The organism is Streptomyces sp. NPDC001904, assembly GCF_040297005.1.
GTDB lineage: Bacteria > Actinomycetota > Actinomycetes > Streptomycetales > Streptomycetaceae > Streptomyces.
On record NZ_JBEOYI010000007.1, the window covers coordinates 37923 to 55614 of the forward strand.

19 protein-coding genes are annotated in these 17692 nt (G+C 71.4%); 9 read left to right on the forward strand and 10 right to left on the reverse strand.

The genetic code is table 11. The annotated features are described in order from the left end of the window. Window positions 1–106 precede the first annotated feature (106 nt). Window positions 107–1363 (forward strand): MFS transporter, encoded by a 1257-nt coding sequence (locus tag ABT127_RS13455; RefSeq protein WP_351448318.1) that lies wholly within the window; start codon window positions 107–109, stop codon window positions 1361–1363. A gap of 12 nt (window positions 1364–1375) precedes the next feature. Here the strand turns inward: ABT127_RS13455 and ABT127_RS13460 are convergent, their stop codons facing one another. After that, on the reverse strand, window positions 1376–1969 hold the full coding sequence (locus ABT127_RS13460) for a suppressor of fused domain protein (protein WP_351448321.1): 594 nt from the start codon (window positions 1967–1969) through the stop codon (window positions 1376–1378). 512 nt (window positions 1970–2481) lie between these two features. On the opposite strand from ABT127_RS13460, the gene ABT127_RS13465 reads away from it, so the two are divergent. Together ABT127_RS13465 and ABT127_RS13470 are read left to right on the forward strand one after the other, a co-directional pair. Continuing rightward, window positions 2482–3615, forward strand: a complete 1134-nt coding sequence (locus tag ABT127_RS13465) for a magnesium and cobalt transport protein CorA (RefSeq protein ID WP_351448324.1) — start codon at window positions 2482–2484, stop codon at window positions 3613–3615. Window positions 3616–3628: 13 nt separating this feature from the next. Continuing rightward, complete coding sequence (locus tag ABT127_RS13470; protein ID WP_351448327.1) at window positions 3629–4150, forward strand: hypothetical protein; 522 nt, start codon at window positions 3629–3631, stop codon at window positions 4148–4150. 148 nt (window positions 4151–4298) lie between these two features. On the opposite strand, the gene ABT127_RS13475 is transcribed toward ABT127_RS13470, so the two are convergent. After that, the gene (locus tag ABT127_RS13475) at window positions 4299–5009 is read right to left on the reverse strand and encodes a hypothetical protein (protein WP_351449059.1); all 711 of its coding nucleotides are present in this window, start codon (window positions 5007–5009) and stop codon (window positions 4299–4301) included. 221 nt (window positions 5010–5230) lie between these two features. Here ABT127_RS13475 and ABT127_RS13480 point away from each other — a divergent pair, with 221 nt between their 5' ends. From ABT127_RS13480 to ABT127_RS13490, 3 genes are read left to right on the forward strand one after another with little or no spacing between them, the layout of a single operon-like run. Then, window positions 5231–6505: a magnesium transporter MgtE N-terminal domain-containing protein gene (locus ABT127_RS13480; protein ID WP_351448330.1), complete on the forward strand. Its 1275-nt coding sequence runs from the start codon at window positions 5231–5233 to the stop codon at window positions 6503–6505. Continuing rightward, window positions 6495–7070, forward strand: a complete 576-nt coding sequence (locus ABT127_RS13485) for a DUF1003 domain-containing protein (RefSeq protein ID WP_351448332.1) — start codon at window positions 6495–6497, stop codon at window positions 7068–7070. The genes ABT127_RS13480 and ABT127_RS13485 overlap by 11 nt, the downstream gene beginning before the upstream one ends. A gap of 44 nt (window positions 7071–7114) precedes the next feature. Then, entirely contained in the window at window positions 7115–8248 is a 1134-nt protein-coding gene (locus ABT127_RS13490; protein ID WP_351448335.1) for an Mrp/NBP35 family ATP-binding protein, read from the forward strand. 110 nt (window positions 8249–8358) lie between these two features. On the opposite strand, the gene ABT127_RS13495 is transcribed toward ABT127_RS13490, so the two are convergent. The 5 genes from ABT127_RS13495 to sigE all read right to left on the reverse strand — a co-directional run bounded on the left by ABT127_RS13495 (window position 8359) and on the right by sigE (window position 13344). Continuing rightward, window positions 8359–9024, reverse strand: coding sequence for a hypothetical protein (locus tag ABT127_RS13495; protein WP_351448338.1), 666 nt, complete (start codon window positions 9022–9024; stop codon window positions 8359–8361). Window positions 9025–9158: 134 nt separating this feature from the next. Further along, window positions 9159–9632, reverse strand: coding sequence for a sec-independent translocase (locus ABT127_RS13500; RefSeq protein ID WP_351448341.1), 474 nt, complete (start codon window positions 9630–9632; stop codon window positions 9159–9161). Window positions 9633–9797: 165 nt separating this feature from the next. Continuing rightward, window positions 9798–11432: a S1C family serine protease gene (locus ABT127_RS13505; protein WP_351448344.1), complete on the reverse strand. Its 1635-nt coding sequence runs from the start codon at window positions 11430–11432 to the stop codon at window positions 9798–9800. A gap of 140 nt (window positions 11433–11572) precedes the next feature. Continuing rightward, window positions 11573–12562, reverse strand: a complete 990-nt coding sequence (locus ABT127_RS13510; protein ID WP_351448346.1) for an anti-sigma factor family protein — start codon at window positions 12560–12562, stop codon at window positions 11573–11575. After that, window positions 12559–13344: an RNA polymerase sigma factor SigE gene (sigE, locus tag ABT127_RS13515; protein ID WP_351449061.1), complete on the reverse strand. Its 786-nt coding sequence runs from the start codon at window positions 13342–13344 to the stop codon at window positions 12559–12561. Before sigE ends, ABT127_RS13510 begins: the two co-directional genes overlap by 4 nt. A gap of 145 nt (window positions 13345–13489) precedes the next feature. Here sigE and ABT127_RS13520 point away from each other — a divergent pair, with 145 nt between their 5' ends. Further along, complete coding sequence (locus ABT127_RS13520; RefSeq protein ID WP_351449064.1) at window positions 13490–14188, forward strand: O-methyltransferase; 699 nt, start codon at window positions 13490–13492, stop codon at window positions 14186–14188. Window positions 14189–14387: 199 nt separating this feature from the next. Here the strand turns inward: ABT127_RS13520 and ABT127_RS13525 are convergent, their stop codons facing one another. Next, complete coding sequence (locus ABT127_RS13525) at window positions 14388–14555, reverse strand: DUF3117 domain-containing protein (RefSeq protein ID WP_003966491.1); 168 nt, start codon at window positions 14553–14555, stop codon at window positions 14388–14390. A gap of 320 nt (window positions 14556–14875) precedes the next feature. Here ABT127_RS13525 and chcB point away from each other — a divergent pair, with 320 nt between their 5' ends. Further along, a complete protein-coding gene (chcB, locus tag ABT127_RS13530; protein ID WP_351448349.1) occupies window positions 14876–15679 on the forward strand; it encodes a 2-cyclohexenylcarbonyl CoA isomerase in 804 nt (267 codons plus the stop codon). On the opposite strand, the gene ABT127_RS13535 is transcribed toward chcB, so the two are convergent. Together ABT127_RS13535 and ABT127_RS13540 are read right to left on the reverse strand one after the other, a co-directional pair. Beyond that, on the reverse strand, window positions 15676–16284 hold the full coding sequence (locus ABT127_RS13535) for a DNA-3-methyladenine glycosylase I (RefSeq protein ID WP_351448350.1): 609 nt from the start codon (window positions 16282–16284) through the stop codon (window positions 15676–15678). The genes chcB and ABT127_RS13535 overlap by 4 nt on opposite strands. Then, window positions 16281–16676, reverse strand: coding sequence for a DivIVA domain-containing protein (locus ABT127_RS13540; protein WP_351448353.1), 396 nt, complete (start codon window positions 16674–16676; stop codon window positions 16281–16283). The genes ABT127_RS13535 and ABT127_RS13540 overlap by 4 nt, the downstream gene beginning before the upstream one ends. A gap of 145 nt (window positions 16677–16821) precedes the next feature. Between ABT127_RS13540 and folP the strand changes: the two genes are divergently transcribed. Next, window positions 16822–17682, forward strand: coding sequence for a dihydropteroate synthase (gene folP / locus ABT127_RS13545; RefSeq protein ID WP_351448356.1), 861 nt, complete (start codon window positions 16822–16824; stop codon window positions 17680–17682). The last annotated feature ends 10 nt before the right edge of the window (window positions 17683–17692 follow it).

Here is a 17692-nt window from a genome sequence, read left to right on the forward strand (position 1 = left end):
ATAGATGTAGCTTGCATTAATTAGCCACGCTAACTTATTGTGTGTATAGGTCAACCATCCGGTCGAGCGTCCGCACAGGACGCGGGACGAAGGAAGTGGAACGGGCATGAGCCACAGCAGTACAGGAGGTCCCGTCGAAGGGGACACGTTCGACGCGGGTGCGGGCAGCATCCTGCGTCAACCGAAGGCGGTCTGGGCGACCGCCGGGGCATCCGTCGTCGCCTTCATGGGCATCGGACTCGTCGACCCGATCCTGCCGTCCATCGCGCAGGGCCTGAAGGCCACACAGAGCCAGGTTTCCCTGCTCTTCACCTCGTACTTCCTGATCACCGCCGTCGCGATGCTGGTCACCGGGTTCGTCTCCAGCCGGATCGGCGGCAAGAAGACCCTGCTCGTCGGGCTCGCGCTCGTCGTGATCTTCGCGGGTCTCTCCGGCACCTCGGACACCGTCGGCCAGCTGGTCGGCTTCCGGGCGGGCTGGGGCCTGGGCAACGCGCTCTTCGTGTCGACCGCGCTCGCCGTCATCGTCGGCGCGGCGGCCGGCGGCTCGGCCGCCGCGATCCTGCTCTACGAGTCCGCGCTCGGCCTCGGCATGGCGTGCGGGCCCCTGGTGGGCGCCCTGCTCGGCAACGCCAGCTGGCGCTACCCGTTCTTCGGCACCGCGGCCCTGATGGCCATCGGGTTCATCTGCATCTCGCTGTTCCTGAAGGAGCAGCCCAGGCCCGCGCGCAGGACATCGATCCTCGACCCGCTGAAGGCGCTCGGGCACGGCGGGCTCGCCTCCGCCGCCGTCTCGGCCTTCTTCTACAACTACACGTTCTTCACGGTGCTGGCCTTCACGCCGTTCGTGCTGAACATGACCCCGTACAAGTCGGGCGGCGTCTTCTTCGCCTGGGGCGTGCTGCTCGCGCTGTTCTCGGTGCTCGTCGCGCCGCGCATGCAGGCCAGGTTCGGCTCGCTCAAGGTGGTCGGCGGTTCGCTGGTGCTGCTCGCGGCCGACGTGCTCGTCCTCGGATACGGCAACCACACCACGGCCGTCGTCTGCACGATCCTGTCCGGCGCCTTCATCGGCGTGAACAACACGGTCTACACGGAGCTGGCGCTCGGCGTCTCGGACGCGCCGCGCCCGGTGGCGAGCGCCGGTTACAACTTCGTCCGCTGGTTCGCCGCCGCGGCCGCCCCGTACCTGGCGCCGAAGATCGAGGAGTGGACCGACATCCACATCCCCTTCGTGGTCGCCGCGGTCACGGCCCTGCTCGGCGCCGTCGTGGTCTGGGTGCGCAGGAACGCGCTCACGCACGAGGCGGAGGAGCTGGAGCCGCGGCACGCCACCGAGGACGGCGTCACCGTCTTCGCGAACTGAACCCCGTACCGATCACCGGTCGAGAGCGACGGACCTGCGCAGCGGATCGCGCAGGTCCGTTCCGCTGTTCAGCCACTTCTCCTGGAGCTCGGCCGCACCGTGCACCCGCTTCCACGCCGCCTCGTTCTGCGTCATGGGCAGCAGCGGCAGGAACCGTACGGGGTCCATCGGCGCGTCCAGTTCGAGGTCCTCCACCAGGCCGCCCGACTCCGCCACGAGGACCGAGGTGAACGGCGCGCCCGGCCACAGCGGCTCGCCCACGTCCAGCGACGCGCCCGGCGCGACGACCACGCCCTCCACCTGCGGCGAGGCGGCCAGCACCGCGAGCGGCCTGAGCGCCTTGTCGGTGTCGGCGAGCCCCGCGCGGACCGTCAGGACCAGCTCGGCGCGCGGACCCTCGACCGGATCGGCGAGGGCCGCGGTCGGATCGGCCATCGGTGCGGCGGACATCCCCAGCGTCGCGTAGCGCACGACACCCTGGTCGGCGTCGGTGAAACGCAGCACCTCGATGCGGTCCGTGCCGAGGAACGTGACCGCCGCGCGCGCGTCCGGCTCGCCCAGGGCCGTGTGCAGCCGGGCCTCTACAAGCGCAAGAACTTCTCCCATCCCGCGAGCATAGGACTCGCATGGAACGGGTAAAGGCGGGGCTTGCTTCTTCAGTCGGCTGATAGTCTTGGCCGCTGGTCGGGACGGAACGCTGAGCGTCCCCGCCGAGAGCCCTCAAGAGCCCTCGAAGACCCGACCCACTGATCGTCCCCCACGGGGGACCGGCCGGAGGAGGTGGGGCTGTCATGGATCGAAGTCGACCGTGCAGTACCACCCGTTCTTCCGGCCGCTAGGCCCGCATCCCCCACCGCAGTCAGTAGTCGCCGGCGTTTCGTCGGCTTCTCCCGGTCCGGGCTGTCCGCGTTTGCCGGAAGAGCACTTCGTTTCCACCTGATCTTTCCGATCTTCCTGATCTGAATCAGTCAGCGGAGCCGCCCGGCGTCGGTGCGGTGCTCCCCGCTTTGTGGACGTGCAGCATGTCCCGGTTTCCGGTTGGCCAGGACGTCCTCATTCCGGGCAGTTCCGATTTCCCGAGTGCCCTGCGCGGCTCCCGCCCGCGAAGGAGCCTGCCCATGTCGATGATGCGCGACCTGCGTGCCGCCGTCCGCCCCTCGCTGCGCAAGAGCGTGGCCCCGTACGAGAACGAGGCGCGCTCCTCGTACGACCCCACCCGCGACCCGTCCGCCTGCTCGGCCGTGGTGGACTGCGCCGTCTACCGCGACGGGGCCCGCGTGGAGAGCGGCGACGACTGCCTGACGCCGCGTGAGGCACGCCTCCAGGTGCGCCGTGACGGCGGCTTCGCCTGGATCGGTCTGCACGAGCCCACCGAGAAGGAATTCGCCGGTATCGCCGCCGAGTTCGGGCTGCACCCGCTCGCCGTCGAGGACGCGGTCCACGCCCACCAGCGGCCCAAGCTGGAGCCGTACGACGACACGCTCTTCGCCGTGTTCAAGACCATCCACTACGTCGAGCACGCCGAACTGACCGACACCAGCGAGGTCGTGGAGACCGGCGAGGTCATGTGCTTCCTCGGCCGCGACTTCTTCATCACCGTGCGGCACGGCGGACAGGGCTCGCTGCGCGCGCTGCGCCGCCGCCTCCAGACCGAGCCGGAGCTGCTCGCCAAGGGCCCGAGCGCGGTGCTGCACGCCATCTCCGACCACGTCGTCGACGGCTATCTGGCGGTGGCCGACGCGATGCAGGACGACATCGACGAGGTCGAGACCGATGTCTTCTCGCAGACCGGCAAGGGCGGTCCGCGCGGCACCGACGCCGGCCGGATCTACCAGCTCAAGCGGGAGGTCCTGGAGTTCAAGCGGGCCGTCGCCCCGCTGCGCCGGCCGCTGCAGCTGCTGAGCGAGCGGCCCATGCGGCTGATCGACCCCGACATCCAGAAGTACTTCCGTGACGTCGCCGACCACCTGGAGCGCGTCCAGGAACAGGTCATCGGCTTCGACGAACTCCTCAACTCGATCCTCCAGGCCAATCTGGCGCAGGCGTCCGTCGCCCAGAACGAGGACATGCGCAAGATCACCTCGTGGGCGGCCATCGTCGCCGTCCCGACCATGGTGTGCGGGGTCTACGGCATGAACTTCGACCACATGCCCGAGCTGCACTGGCGGTTCGGCTACCCGCTGGTGCTCGCCGTCACCGTCGTCGCGTGCTTCACCATCCACCGCACCCTCAAGCGCAACGGCTGGCTGTAGCTACGCTGACCGCATGACGACTGCCGAACTGCTCGACGCCGCCCTCGTCGAGGAGGCCACCAAGAAGTCCGGGCTCATCTGGGTGCGGGGCACCGACGCCGAGCGGGCCCTGTGGCACGTGTGGCACGAGGGCGCGGCGCACGTGGTCGGCGACGGGCCCGGCGAGCAGCCGCTGCCCGGTCTCGTCGACGGCGGCACCGCCGTGGTCACGGTACGCAGCAAGGACAAGGGCGGCCGGCTGGTCGGCTGGCGGGCGACGGCCGTGGAGCTGGCGCCCGGCACGCCGCAGTGGGAGGCGGCCGTCGCCGAGCTGAAGGGCAAGCGGCTCAACGCGCCGGACGCGGAGACGATGACCGGGCGCTGGAGCCGCGAGTGCCGGGTGCTGCGCCTGGAGCCGGTCGCCGGTGCGGCCCCGCTTCCGGCGTCCACCGATGCGCTGGCCGCCGTGCCGGTACCGACTCCCGCCACCACCCGGGATCCGGTCCCGGCGGGGCTCCCCCGGCTCCTCGGCCGCCGCCGCGGCACGCGCCGCTGACGTCCTGATGGCCCGGGGCTTGTCCGTCGGCTGACCGCCGGTGGGGCTTCTCGCGCAGTTCCCCACGCCCCTGAAGCGAGCTCCGCCCGCCCAGGGGAGGCGCGGGAAGAGGCCACCGGCCGGCAGCCGAACCGACAAGCCCGCGTCGTCAGGACTCCGGGAGCTGGCGGCCGTAGTCGACGGTGTCGGCGGCCGTCGGCTCGTCGAGCGGGAAGTCCTTGCCCCACTCCGTCAGCCGCAGCGTCCCCGCACCGCCGGCCCGCTCGAGACGCATGGGGTACGCCGTTCCCTCCAGGGAGACGTCGAGCGTGCCGCCCGAGCCCTCGTCGCCGGTGAGCGCGATGGTCCGCACCCCGCCGGAGGTGCCGCGGTCGCCCTTCGCGAGGGTGCCGTGCAGCGTGAGCAGCCCGTCGAGGAGCACGTCCTTGTCGGTGAAGGTGCTCAGCCGCTTGTACGAGGGGTCGCCGGCCGGCACCTTCACGTACTTGCCGTCGAGCTTGTCGCCGGCCGCTCCGTCGCTCTGCTGCCCCTCGGCGCCGTCGTCGGAGTGCGACCAGAAGTCCGCGTCCGCCTTGAGATAGAGGTGCTCGTCGACCCGCAGCAGCCGGAACGTGCTGCCGCCCGTCGTCACCGAGCCGGTGCCGCCCCCGCCCTTCAGCCGCATGTCGAGCTTGTACGTCTTGCCGCCGCTGACGACGGTGCCGTCCAGCCGCAGGGCGTCGGCGCCCCGGGCCGCCTTGACCGTGCGAGCCTGGATCGTGTCCGGCCCCAGTTTGCCGACCCCGTTCGTCCCCGCGTCCGGATCGTCCCCGCAGGCCGCGAGCCCGGCCGCGAGCCCCGTGCACATCGCGCCGACCATGAGCGTCCTGCGGGTTCGGCGGGCCAGGGGGAAAGCGGTCACGGGCGGTACTACCTCTCGTACGGAAAGGGGCTCGTCGGCAGTACGGCAGCGTACCCGTGGTGTCTGCCGTTGCCCCTGCGGGTCCGGGCGGGAGGGGATGCGCAAAGGCGTGTTCGACGCGTACCGGCTAGCCTGAACCACGGATTGATCACTGACGCCACGAGGAGGTGCGGGCAGACATGGCAGGTGGCGCCCCTCGGATCTTCGTCTCGCATCTCGCGGGCATTGCCGTCTTCGACCCGAACGGGGACCAGGTCGGCCGGGTGCGCGACGTCGTGGCGATGCTGCGGGTGGGGCGGCGGCCGCCCCGGGTGCTCGGCCTCGTCGTCGAACTGTCCACGCGGCGGCGCATCTTCCTTCCCATGACCCGCGTCACCGGCATCGAGTCGGCCCAGGTCATCACCACCGGCGTGCTCAACGTCCGGCGCTTCGAGCAGCGGCCCACCGAGCGGCTGGTCCTCGGCGAGATGCTGGACCGGCGGGTGCGCCTGGTGGAGTCGGGCGAGGAGGTCACCGTCCTCGACGTCTCCGTGCAGCAGCTGCCGGCCCGCCGTGACTGGGAGATCGACCGGGTCTTCGTCCGCAAGGGCAAGGGCGGCACCTTCCGGCGCAAGGGCGAGGCGCTGACCGTGGACTGGTCGGCCGTCGACGGCTTCTCCCTGGAGGAGCACGGGCAGGGTGCCGAGAACCTGCTGGCGACCTTCGAGCAGCTGCGCCCGGCCGACCTGGCCAACGTCCTGCACCACCTCTCCCCCAAGCGCCGGGCCGAGGTCGCCGCGGCGCTCACCAACGAGCGGCTCGCCGACGTCCTCGAGGAGCTGCCCGAGGACGACCAGATCGAGATCCTCGGCAAGCTGAAGGAGGAGCGCGCCGCCGACGTCCTGGAGGAGATGGACCCGGACGACGCGGCCGACCTGCTCAGCGAGCTGCCCGAGGACGACAAGGAGCGGCTGCTGACGCTGATGCAGCCCAGCGACGCGGCCGACGTGCGGCGCCTGATGGCGTACGAGGACAAGACCGCGGGCGGTCTGATGACGACGGAACCGATCGTGCTGCGCCCGGACGCGACCGTCGCCGACGCACTCGCCCGCGTCCGCAATCCCGACCTCTCCCCCGCGCTCGCCGCCCAGGTCTACGTCTGCCGGCCGCCGGACGAGACGCCGACCGGGAAGTACCTGGGCACCATCCACTTCCAGCGGCTGCTGCGCGATCCGCCGTACACGATGGTCAGCTCGATCCTGGACGACGATCTGCAGGCCCTGTCGCCGTCGGCCCAGCTGCCGGAGATCGCCGGGTTCTTCGCCACGTACGACATGGTGGCGGCGCCCGTCGTCGACGAGAGCGGGTCGCTGCTCGGCGCGGTCACCGTCGACGACGTCCTGGACCACATGCTGCCCGACGACTGGCGCGAGCAGGAGTTCCATCTCGCGGGGGACGTGAACCATGGCGAGTGAGGAAACGTCCCGGCGCGAGGAGCCGTCGCGCCGCCCCCGCATCCGCCTCGACCAGCCGCGCGCCCCGCGCCGCCGGCTGCTGCCCGAGTACGACCCCGAGGCCTTCGGACGGCTGTCGGAGCGCATCGCCCGGTTCCTGGGGACGGGGCGGTTCATCGTCTGGATGACGGTGATCATCATCGCGTGGGTGATCTGGAACATCACCGCGCCCGAGGATCTGCGCTTCGACCAGTACCCGTTCATCTTCCTGACCCTGATGCTGTCGCTCCAGGCGTCCTACGCCGCTCCGCTGATCCTGCTCGCGCAGAACCGGCAGGACGACCGCGACCGGGTCAACCTGGAGCAGGACCGCAAGCAGAACGAGCGGTCGATCGCCGACACCGAGTACCTGAGCCGCGAGGTCGCGGCCCTGCGGATCGGCCTCGGCGAGGTCGCGACCCGCGACTGGATCCGCTCCGAGCTGCAGGACCTCCTGAAGGAGCTGGAGGAGCAGCGGCGGTCCGATCCCGAGAGCGGTGTATTCCCGGCCGAGCGGGAACGGGCACGTGACGTAGACGACCGCTGACGGGGCTTTCCGTGCCCCGGTTACCGCGCCGTACTATCGGTCGTATGGCTACGGAAGACGCGGTGCGCGAGGCACTCGCGACAGTGAACGACCCCGAGATCCAGCGACCCATCACCGAGCTGGGGATGGTCAAATCGGTGGACATCGGTGCGGACGGAGTCGTCGCGGTCACCGTGTACCTGACCGTCTCCGGCTGCCCGATGCGCTCGACCATCGAGACGAACGTGCGGGAGGCCGTCGCCCGCGTCGAGGGCGTGACCGATGTGCAGGTCACCCTCGACGTGATGAGCGACGAGCAGCGCAAGGAGCTGGCCGCGGCGCTGCGCGGCGGCACCGCCGAGCGCGAGGTGCCGTTCGCCAAGCCCGGTTCGCTGACCCGCGTCTACGCGGTCGCCTCCGGCAAGGGCGGCGTCGGCAAGTCCTCCGTGACCGTGAACCTGGCCGCCGCGATGGCCGCCGACGGGATGAAGGTCGGTGTCGTCGACGCCGACATCTACGGCCACTCCGTGCCGCGCATGCTGGGCGCCGACGGCAAGCCCACCCAGGTCGAGAACATGATCATGCCGCCGTCCGCGCACGGCGTGAAGGTCATCTCCATCGGCATGTTCACGCCGGGCAACGCGCCGGTGGTGTGGCGCGGGCCGATGCTGCACCGGGCGCTGCAGCAGTTCCTGGCCGATGTCTTCTGGGGCGACCTCGACGTCCTGCTGCTCGACCTGCCGCCGGGGACGGGTGACATCGCCATCTCCGTCGCGCAGCTCGTCCCGAACGCCGAGATCCTCGTCGTGACGACGCCTCAGCAGGCCGCCGCCGAGGTCGCCGAGCGGGCCGGATCGATCGCGGTGCAGACGCACCAGAAGATCGTGGGCGTCGTGGAGAACATGTCCGGGCTGCCGTGCCCGCACTGTGGCGAGATGGTCGACGTCTTCGGCACCGGGGGCGGCAAGCTGGTCGCCGAGGGCCTGACACGGACGACGGGTGCCGAGGTGCCGGTGCTCGGGTCCATCCCCATCGACGTGCGGCTGCGCGAGGGCGGCGACGAGGGCAAGCCGGTGGTGCTGTCCGACCCCGACTCCCCCGCCGGTGCGGCGCTGCGCGGCATCGCGGGTCAGCTGGGCGGCCGCCAGCGCGGTCTGTCGGGCATGTCGCTCGGGATCACCCCGCGCAACAAGTTCTGAGGGCTCGCGGTCGGCCGACGGCCGTCGTGGCTTCTCGCGCAGTTCCCCGCGCCCCTGAAGCGAGCTTCGCTCGCCCAGGGGGCGCGGGGAACTGCGCGACCAGCCACGGTCTAGGCGTACTCGGCGATGTCCTTCACCACGGAGAAGCCCAGGCCGTAGGCGCTCATCCCGCGCCCGTAGGCACCGAGATGGACCCCGGCCTGCGTCGACCCGGCAAGAACCCAGCCGTACTCGGACTCACGGTAGTGGAACTCGGTCGGCACTCCGTCGACCGGCAACGACAGCACGGCCCAGTCCGACGACCGAAGATCGTCCGCGAGGACCCACGCCGTCTCGGTCTGCTGCTCCAGCCAGTCGTCCCGGAGCGTGTGGTCCATCTGCCCCGGCCAGGTGTACGACAGCAGCCCCACCCCGGCGAGCCAGGCCGCCGAGGAGACGGACGTCGCCTCCAGCACGCCCGTGCCGTCGGCGCTGCGCCGTACGGGATTGGCGGCGATGGTCACCACGACCGCGAACCGCTCGGCGGCGTCCCCGTGGAAGGTTCCTTCACTGCGTACGGAGGGCTCGTCACCGTGTCCGATCGAGCCGTGCTCGACGGACCCGTCCGCCGTGGTGCCGACCTGCATCAGCCAACGCGGTCCCGTGAAGGCCTCGTCGAGGCCGTACCACGGGAAGGACGCCAGCAGGTATCCGTCGACCGTACGCCGGGCCCCGGGAACCTGACCGGCCCCCTCGGTGGCCGGCGCCTGCGCGCCCACCCGACTCGTCGTCTCCATGTACCCGGCCGCCTCCTCGCTCAGTTACGGACCGGAGCGGCCCGCCCCCCTCGGGCGTCCTCACGTCCGGTCCGCGCAACAACAAGGCAGGATGCCACACCGGGTCCACAGGGCCCGGTTTCGAGTGGTGTGGTTCAGGTCGCGTCGCTGTCGAAGGGCGGCGGCGTCGGCTTGGCCGGCTGCTCCGCCGACTCGGAGCGCTTCTCCAGGTCAGGGCCCTTGGTCATGCTGATCCGGCCGGTGGAGGTGCTGGAGGAGGACGACGAGGCGTCGTCGCGCACGTCACCGACCGTCTGCACGGCGTCGCCGACCTCGGCCATTTCCTTCTTCAGGTCGAAGCCGTTGCGGATCTCCTTGAGCCCCAGCTCATCGCTGTCCAGCTGCTTGCGGATGAACGTCTTGGGGTTCAGGTCCTCGAATTCGAAGTCCTTGAACTCCGGACCCAGTTCATTGCGGATGTCCTGCTTGGCATTGTCCGAGAAATCACGGATCTTGCGGATGGTGCGCGCGACATCCTGGATGACCTGTGGCAGCTTGTCGGGGCCGAACACGAGGACGGCCAGCACAACAAGCGCTATGACCTCCGGTAGGCCAATGTCGTTGAACACCTTGCACTCCTAGCGTGTCCTCGGCCCGCGGCGGTCTTCAGTAGCAGGTCTTCGGCAGGGTCCGGCAGGGGACCGGTCCACGGTACCCGGCGTACCTGTCTATTTGGTAGCCACTGGGCTACGTCCGGGATCATCTGTGCCGGGACTTGACCGGTCGGCGGCCTGTCAGTTGCCGTCGGCCGAACCGAGGACCAGGGACACCTCCCGCTCCTTTCCGTCCCGTTCGACCGTGAGAACCAGTCTGTCCTCGGGGCGGTGGGAGCGGATCTTGACGATCAGTTCCTCGCCGGAGTGGACGCGGACCCCGCCCACCGCGGTGATCACGTCGAGCGGCCGGATCCCGGCCCTGGCCCCCGGCCCGCCGGGGCTGACGGACGAGCCGCCGCTGTTGCCCTTGGTGCCCACGCGCGCGCCGTCGCCCGTGTAGTCCATGTCCAGGGTGACGCCGATGACCGGGTGGGTGGCCTTGCCAGTGTTGATCAGCTCCTCGGCGACGCGCTTGGCCTGGTTGATCGGGATGGCGAAGCCGAGGCCGATGGAGCCGGACTGGCCGCCGTCCAGTTCCGAGCCGCCGTCGGCGGAGCGGATGGCGCTGTTGACACCGATGACGCGGGCCTTGGAGTCGACCAGCGGGCCGCCGGAGTTGCCCGGGTTTATGGGCGCGTCGGTCTGCAGCGCGTCGACGTAGCTGACGTCGCTGCCGTCGCCCTTCTCGCCGCCCGCCGTGATCGGCCGGTCCTTGGCGCTGATGATGCCGGCGGTGACCGTGTTGGCGAGGTCGAAGGGGGCGCCGATGGCCACGACCGGATCGCCGACCTGCACGCTCTCGGAGTTGCCGAGCGGCAGCGGCTTGAGGCCGCGCACGTGGTCGACCCTGATGACGGCGAGGTCGTAGCCGGTGTCGTGCCCGACGACCTCGGCGCGGGCGCTCTCCCCTCCGGCGAACGTGACCGATATCTCACCGCCGGTGCCTGCCGGATCCACGACGTGGTTGTTGGTGAGGATGTGGCCGCGGTCGTCGAGCACGAAGCCGGTACCGGTGCCCTGCTCCGACGATCCCTTGGTGTGGATGGTGACGACGCCGGGCAGCGCGCTCGCGGCGATGCCCGCGACGCTGTCGGGTGCGCGGTGGGTGGACTCGGCGCCCGCCTGCGGGAGTTCGATGTCCGTCCCGCCGTTGCGCTCCAGGTACGAGCCGATGGCGCCGCCGATTCCGCCGGAGACCAGCGCGATCAGTACGGCGCCGAGCACCAGGCCGCGCCGCCCGCGCCGCGGCCGCTCCCCGACGGGCCCGCCGCTCTGGGACAGCGAGACGGGCCCGGCCCAGGGGTCGTACCGCTGCCAGGGCGCGGCCGGCCCCGGGTACGGCGACGGTGGAGCCGCCGCGGCCAGCCCCGGGTGCTGAACCGGCGGTGCGGGCGCCCAGGGTCCCGGCGCCCCGTACGGCACGTCCGTGACCCGGTCGCCCCGGGGGTCGGGAAGGGGCTCGGGAAGAGGCTCGGGGCGGGGCTCGACGGCGTCCGGAGCGGGGACCGCCGGGGCGGCGTCCACCGGCGTCCCAGGGGCGTGAGAGGGCTGCGGGGCCTCTTGATCGCCCGGGGAGACGGTGTCGTCGGTTCGGCCGGACCCGATGGACCGGTTCGTCCCGTCGTCCGCTTCCACGGCGAGGGCTTCGGGCTCACCGCCGAGGGGCGCCGCGGGTGCCGGCAGATGCCAGTCGCCGTCGTCGTCCGCCGGGCGCCCCGTGTCCGGTCGGGGGCGGCTCCACCACTTGGCCTTCGTGGGCTTGCCCTCGTCCATGTCCCGCTGTTCTCCCCGCGCCCGGCCCGCGGCACGTCACCGCGGGCTCCCGTCCGCGCGGCCCGGGGCGATACCCGGGACGCGGCCTCACCTGGATTCAACCAGGTTCGACGGGTCCGGCGAAGGGTGGTCAGGCAGGCTCAGCGGGCGGACGACGGCCGGGAGGAGACCGTCGGCAGGGCGGTCGGGGGCGCGGCGAGGCTCGACTGCCCGGACGCGTCGATGCCGGTCACTTCGGACGACGTGTGCGGGTTCAGAGCGAGGGAGACCACGGGGACGGTGGCGGCGGGACGTATGAGGGGAGTCATGCGGGCCGCCGCGGAGAGCATCGGGGTGGAGAACGGATAGCTGGCGCTGTCCGCGTGGCCACCCCCCGGCAGCAGCGGGGCGCCCGACCCCGTCGAGGAGACCGGTGCGGCGAGGGCGCCACCGCTCTGGCCGAGCAGCGGGGAGAGCGACCTGCGGCGCTGGGCCTCGGGCGTGGACGCGGCACCGGCCGCCTGGCTGCGCAGGGGCGTGGCATTGCTGTTGCCGCCGCCCCCCGTGCCGCGGGCGTCGGAGGTGTCCGAGGGGACGCCGGACGTGACGCCGCCCAGCGCGATCGCGGCGAGCGAGACCGCCCCGGCCGCGGCGAACGCGAAGCGGCGCCCGCGCGAGGCCCGGTCGCTGTCGTGCCGGTCGCGGTTCACCTCGTGGATGCGGAAGCCGTGCTGGGGAGGGAGCACGGCGGCATGGGCGCCGGACGGGGCGTAGCCGAAGGGCTCGGAGTCGACGTCGAACACGCCGTTGCCCAGGCCTCGGACGTTGCCGAAGGCTCGGCCCGTGCCGAAGCCGGCGCCGCCGAACGGTGTCCCGTCGTCGTCCCGGTCGCCGCCGGCGGGGAGGCCTTGCAGGCGGGCGAGGAAACTGTCGCTGGGCGGCGGCGGGGCCACCTCGGCGAAGACGCTCTTGACGCGGCGCTGCGCGTCGGCCTCGTCCTTGCACCGGGCACAGGTCGCCAGGTGGGCGAGGACGCGCTCGCGCGCGTCGTGGTCCAGCTCACCGTCCACGAAGGCGGCCAGGCGGTCTCCGAGGTGCTGGTCGGCTGCGGTCAGCTGGCGGTCGGCAGGATTGAGACGTGATCCACTCACGCGATCGCGCCCCCTGTTCCTAGGACAGGGATCGCCCCCGTCGTCGCCGTCGCGAGCGTGCGGCGCTCCTTGCGGGCCTCCGGAGAACGGTGCTGCAGGGCCTTGCGCAGCTGTGAACGGCCACGGTGGATACGGCTGCGGACCGTGCCCAGCTTCACGCCGAGGGTCGCGGCGATCTCCTCGTACGACAGGCCCTCGATGTCGCACAGGACGACGGCGGCGCGGAACTCGGGCGCCAGGGTGTCCAGGGCCTGCTGCACGTCGGCGTCGAAGTGCGCGTCGTTGAAGACCTGCTGCGGGGAAGGCTCGCGGCTGGGCAGGCGCTCGGCGGCGTCGTCGCCCAGGGAGTCGAAGCGGATGCGCTGCTTGCGACGGACCATGTCCAGGAACAGGTTCGTCGTGATGCGGTGCAGCCAGCCCTCGAACGTGCCGGGCGTGTACGTCGACAGGGAGCGGAAGACGCGGACGAAGACCTCCTGGGTGAGATCTTCGGCGTCGTGCTGATTGCCGGTCAGGCGGTAGGCGAGCCGGTACACCCGGCCGCTGTGCGTGCTGACGATCTCCTCCCATGTGGGCGGAGTCCACGCCTGGGATTCCGCGTCAGCGGCAAAGGTCGCGGTCTGCTGCGCGGAGTCAGTGGTGCGGAATCGGTCAGCGGTGTTGGTCACAGATTTCGGCTCACCCGCCGACCTGAGAAAGCGCCGCAGCACTCCTCCCCGATCCACAGGCGCAGCCGCACCTCCCCTGTCGGCTCTGGTGGTGTCCAGTGGAGCCCCTACCATAGCCACCTCGCCCGTTAGCTCCGGATAAGCGTTTTTACTCAGATTTGCCGGGCGCCTCGCGGCCACCCGTTCTGTCGCTGTCGCCATCCCGCTCTCCCCCGCTTCGCCCTGCTCTTTCCCCCTGCCCTCGTAAACGCCCGGTCCCATCTGCGAGTTCCCGCCACCAACGGATAAAGTCACGCGCAGGCAACCACGGGGACAGGAGAGGGCCATTACCGGCAACCGGCAGACGAGTTGGGCGTTCGCCGACGCCTTTGTCGCCGAGGACGACGCACTGCGCTGGGCCCGGGACCGGGCCCGGGACGCGGGGCTGCGCTCGGTGTCACCCGGCGCGGGCGCGGCCCTGGGGATGCTCGCCGCCACCGTCGGGGCCAAGGCCGTCGCCGAGATCGGTACGGGCACCGGCGTGTCCGGAATCCATCTGCTGCACGGCATGCGGCCCGACGGCGTGCTGACCACGGTGGATCCGGAGCCGGAGCGGCAGCAGTTCGCGCGGCAGGCGTTCCGCGCGGCCGGCTTCGCCAGCAACCGGGCCCGGTTCATTCCGGGGCGGGCGCTCGACGTGCTGCCGCGGCTCGCCGACAGCGGGTACGACCTCGTCTTCTGCGACGGGGACCGGATGGAGTCGCTGGAGTATCTCGCCGAATCGTTGCGGCTGCTGCGGCCGGGTGGTCTGGTCTGTTTCGAGGGGGTCTTCGCCGATGGGCGGACCGTGGACTCGGGGCCGCAGCCGGTGGAGGTCGTGCGGTTGCGGGAGCTGTTGCGGGCCGTGCGGGAGTCTTCCGTCCTGGTGCCTTCGCTCCTGCCCGTCGGGGACGGGTTGCTCTGCGCCGTGAAGCGCTAGGCGGCGGCCGGCCGAGCCGTCTCGCGGCCGTCCGTCCGTCGTGGCCGGTCGCGCCGTTCCCCGCGCCCCTGGCGGGGCTTCCGCGCCTCCGCGACGACAGCGCACCGTACCCCTGGCAGCACCTTTGACCTGCGGAAACACGACCGCCCTGGCACCGGATGTGTGCCAGGGCGGTCGAAAAGGTATGGTCGCTTTCGCGTCAGCCGACGACCTTCTTCAGGGCGTCGCCGAGGGCGTCTGCCTCGTCCGGCGTCAGCTCGACCACGAGCCGACCGCCGCCTTCGAGCGGAACGCGCATGACGATGCCCCGCCCCTCCTTGGTCACCTCGAGCGGGCCGTCACCCGTTCGCGGCTTCATGGCCGCCATGCTCGTTCCCCTTCCTGAAACCAGCTCACATCAGCGCCGACGGCCCCCTGAACGGGCACTCCTCACCGGCATCGAACACATTGCTTCTAGGCCATTATCCCGCATCGCAGGACCCGATGACCAACATCGGCAGGCATCGCTTGCGCAACGCGCTTGAGCAAAACCACTCAATTCGGGGATGTGGCTGCGATACTACGCCGCTCTCGCGCCTCTTCCGTGACGGAATTGTTTGACGCAGGTCACATGCCGGGGGCGTTCCGCGGGTCGTGATCTCCGTCATGCTGTGCACGGACGACTAAGCAACCGCATAGGAGGCTCCCATGGCCGACGCCGTGCTCTACGAGGTGAGCGACGGGCTCGCGACGATCACGCTGAACCGCCCCGAGGCGATGAACGCGATGAACACCGAGGCCAAGGTCGCCCTCCGCGACGCGGTCCAGGCCGCCGCCGCCGACCCCGCGGTGCGGGCGGTGCTGCTCACCGCGGCCGGCGACCGGGCGTTCTGCGTGGGCCAGGACCTCAAGGAGCACATCGGGTCGCTGCTGGCGGACCGGGAGGCGGGTGAGGGCGGCACCATGAGCACGGTGCACGAGCACTACAACCCGATCGTCCGGGCGCTGACCCGGATGCCGAAGCCGGTCGTGGCGGCGGTCAACGGCGTGGCGGCCGGTGCCGGGTTCGGGTTCGCGCTCTGCGCGGACTACCGGATCGTCGCGGACACGGCCTCGTTCAACACCTCGTTCGCGGGGGTCGCGCTCACCGCCGACTCCGGCGTGTCGTGGACGCTGCCCCGGCTGATCGGCCCCGGGCGCGCCACCGATCTGCTGCTGTTCCCGCGCACCATCACGGCGCACGAGGCCTTCGAGATCGGCGCCGTCAACAAGATCGTGCCCGCCGCCGAGCTGGCGGAGACCGCCCGCAAGCTGGCGCTGCTGCTGGCGTCCGGGCCGACCGTCGCCTACGCCGCGCTCAAGGAGTCGGTCGCGTTCGCCGCCGACCACTCCCTCGACGAGGCCCTCGAGAAGGAGGACGAGCTCCAGGCGCGGGCCGGCTCCTCCGAGGACCACGCCATCGCGGTCAAGGCCTTCATCGCCAAGGAGAAGCCGAAGTACCTCGGCCGCTAACTCCCGGAACTCCCGGCAGCCGTGCGGGCGACGCAGTCGGCCAGGTGGTCGTTGACCAGCCCGCAGGCCTGCATCAGCGCGTACGCCGTGGTGGGGCCGACGAAGCGCAGGCCCCGCCTCTTCAGCTCCTTGGACAGGGCCTTCGACGCGTCGGTGCTCGCCGGTACGTCGGAGAGCAGCCGGGGGGCCGGACGCCCGGCGGCGTCGGGCGCGAAGGACCAGATGAGGCGGTCGAGGTCGCCGGCGGGCCAGTCGGCGAGCACGCGCGCGTTCGCCAGCGTGGCGTCGACCTTCGCCCTGTTGCGGATGATGCCGGGGTCGGCCAGCAGGCGCTCGCGGTCGGCGTCCGTGAAGGCGGCGACATCCGCGATCTTGAAGTGGGCGAAGGCGGTGCGGAAGGTCTCGCGGCGGCGCAGGATCGTGATCCAGGAAAGACCGGACTGGAAGGCCTCCAGGCTGAGCCGCTCGAAGAGCGCGTCGTCGCCGTGGACCGGGCGGCCCCACTCCGTGTCGTGGTACGCGACGTAGTCCTCGGTCGACAGGCCCCAGGGGCAGCGCGGTCTGCCGTCGGGGCCGGGGATCGCGGCGCCGGTCGGCTCGCTCATCGCAGGCCCTCCCCCGTCTCGTCCAGGTAGCCGCCGGGCGGGGCGAAGCCGCTGTCGGGCCGGCCGTCGAACGGCTGGTGCCGTGCCTGCGTGTGGGCGGTGGCGAGCGCCGACTCCAGCTCGGTGATGCGGGCGTCCCGCTCGGCGAGCTCCGCGCCGAGCCGGTTCAGCGCGTCGTCGACCTCCGCCATGCGGTAGCCGCGCACGGCGGTCGGCAGCCGCAGCGCGTCCACGTCGGCCGGGCCGACCGGGCGGTCGTGCGGCAGCGGGTCCGCGTAGAACTGGGACGGTTCGTCGCGCAGTGTGCCGCCGTCGCCCCCGCCGACGATCGCGAGCGTCACCGCCGCGACCACCACGACGAGCGCGGCGACCAGAAACAAGAACATGACCATCTGTGCCGTCCCCTGGCTCGACCGGGCCGGTCTTCACGCAGCCCGAAACCGTCAGGGTCCGATCGTGCCATGCCGCACCGACGGTTAAGGTCGCAGGCGACCGTTGATACGTGATTGCAGTGGGATCCAGAGGAGAGTCACAGGGATGCTCAGGCTGGGCCGGCACGAGTTCGCCGCGCACGAACCGGTGATCATGGCGATCGTGAACCGGACCCCCGACTCCTTCTACGACCAGGGCGCCACGTTCCGGGACGAGCCCGCGCTCGCGCGGGTCGAGCAGGCCGTCGCCGAGGGCGCCCTGATCGTCGACATCGGCGGGGTGAAGGCCGGTCCCGGCGAGGAGGTCGACGCGGCCGAGGAGGCGCGGCGCACCGTCGGTTTCGTGGCGGAGGTGCGGCGGCGCTTCCCCGACGTGATCATCAGCGTCGACACCTGGCGGCACGAGGTCGGCGAGGCCGTGTGCGAGGCGGGCGCGGATCTGCTCAACGACGCGTGGGGCGGCGTAGACCCGAAGCTGGCGGCGGTCGCGGGGCGCCACGGGGTGGGCCTCGTGTGCACGCACGCGGGCGGCGCGGAGCCCCGTACGCGGCCGCACCGGGTCCGTTACGACGACGTGATGGCGGACATCCTCGACGTGACGGTGTCCTACGCGGAGCGGGCGGTGGCGCTCGGCGTGCCGCGCGAGTCGGTGCTGATCGACCCGGGCCACGACTTCGGCAAGAACACCCGCCACTCGCTGGAGGCGACGCGGCGGCTTCCGGAGATGGTGGAGACGGGCTGGCCGGTGCTGGTGTCGCTGTCCAACAAGGACTTCGTGGGCGAGACGCTCGACAAGCCGGTCAAGGAGCGCGTCGTCGGGACGCTCGCGACGACGGCGGTCTCGGCGTGGCTGGGCGCGCAGGTCTACCGGGTGCACGAGGTCGCGGAGACGCGGCAGGTTCTGGACATGGTGGCGTCCATCGCGGGTCACCGGCCCCCGGCGGTCGCCCGCCGGGGACTGGCCTGACCACGCGCGC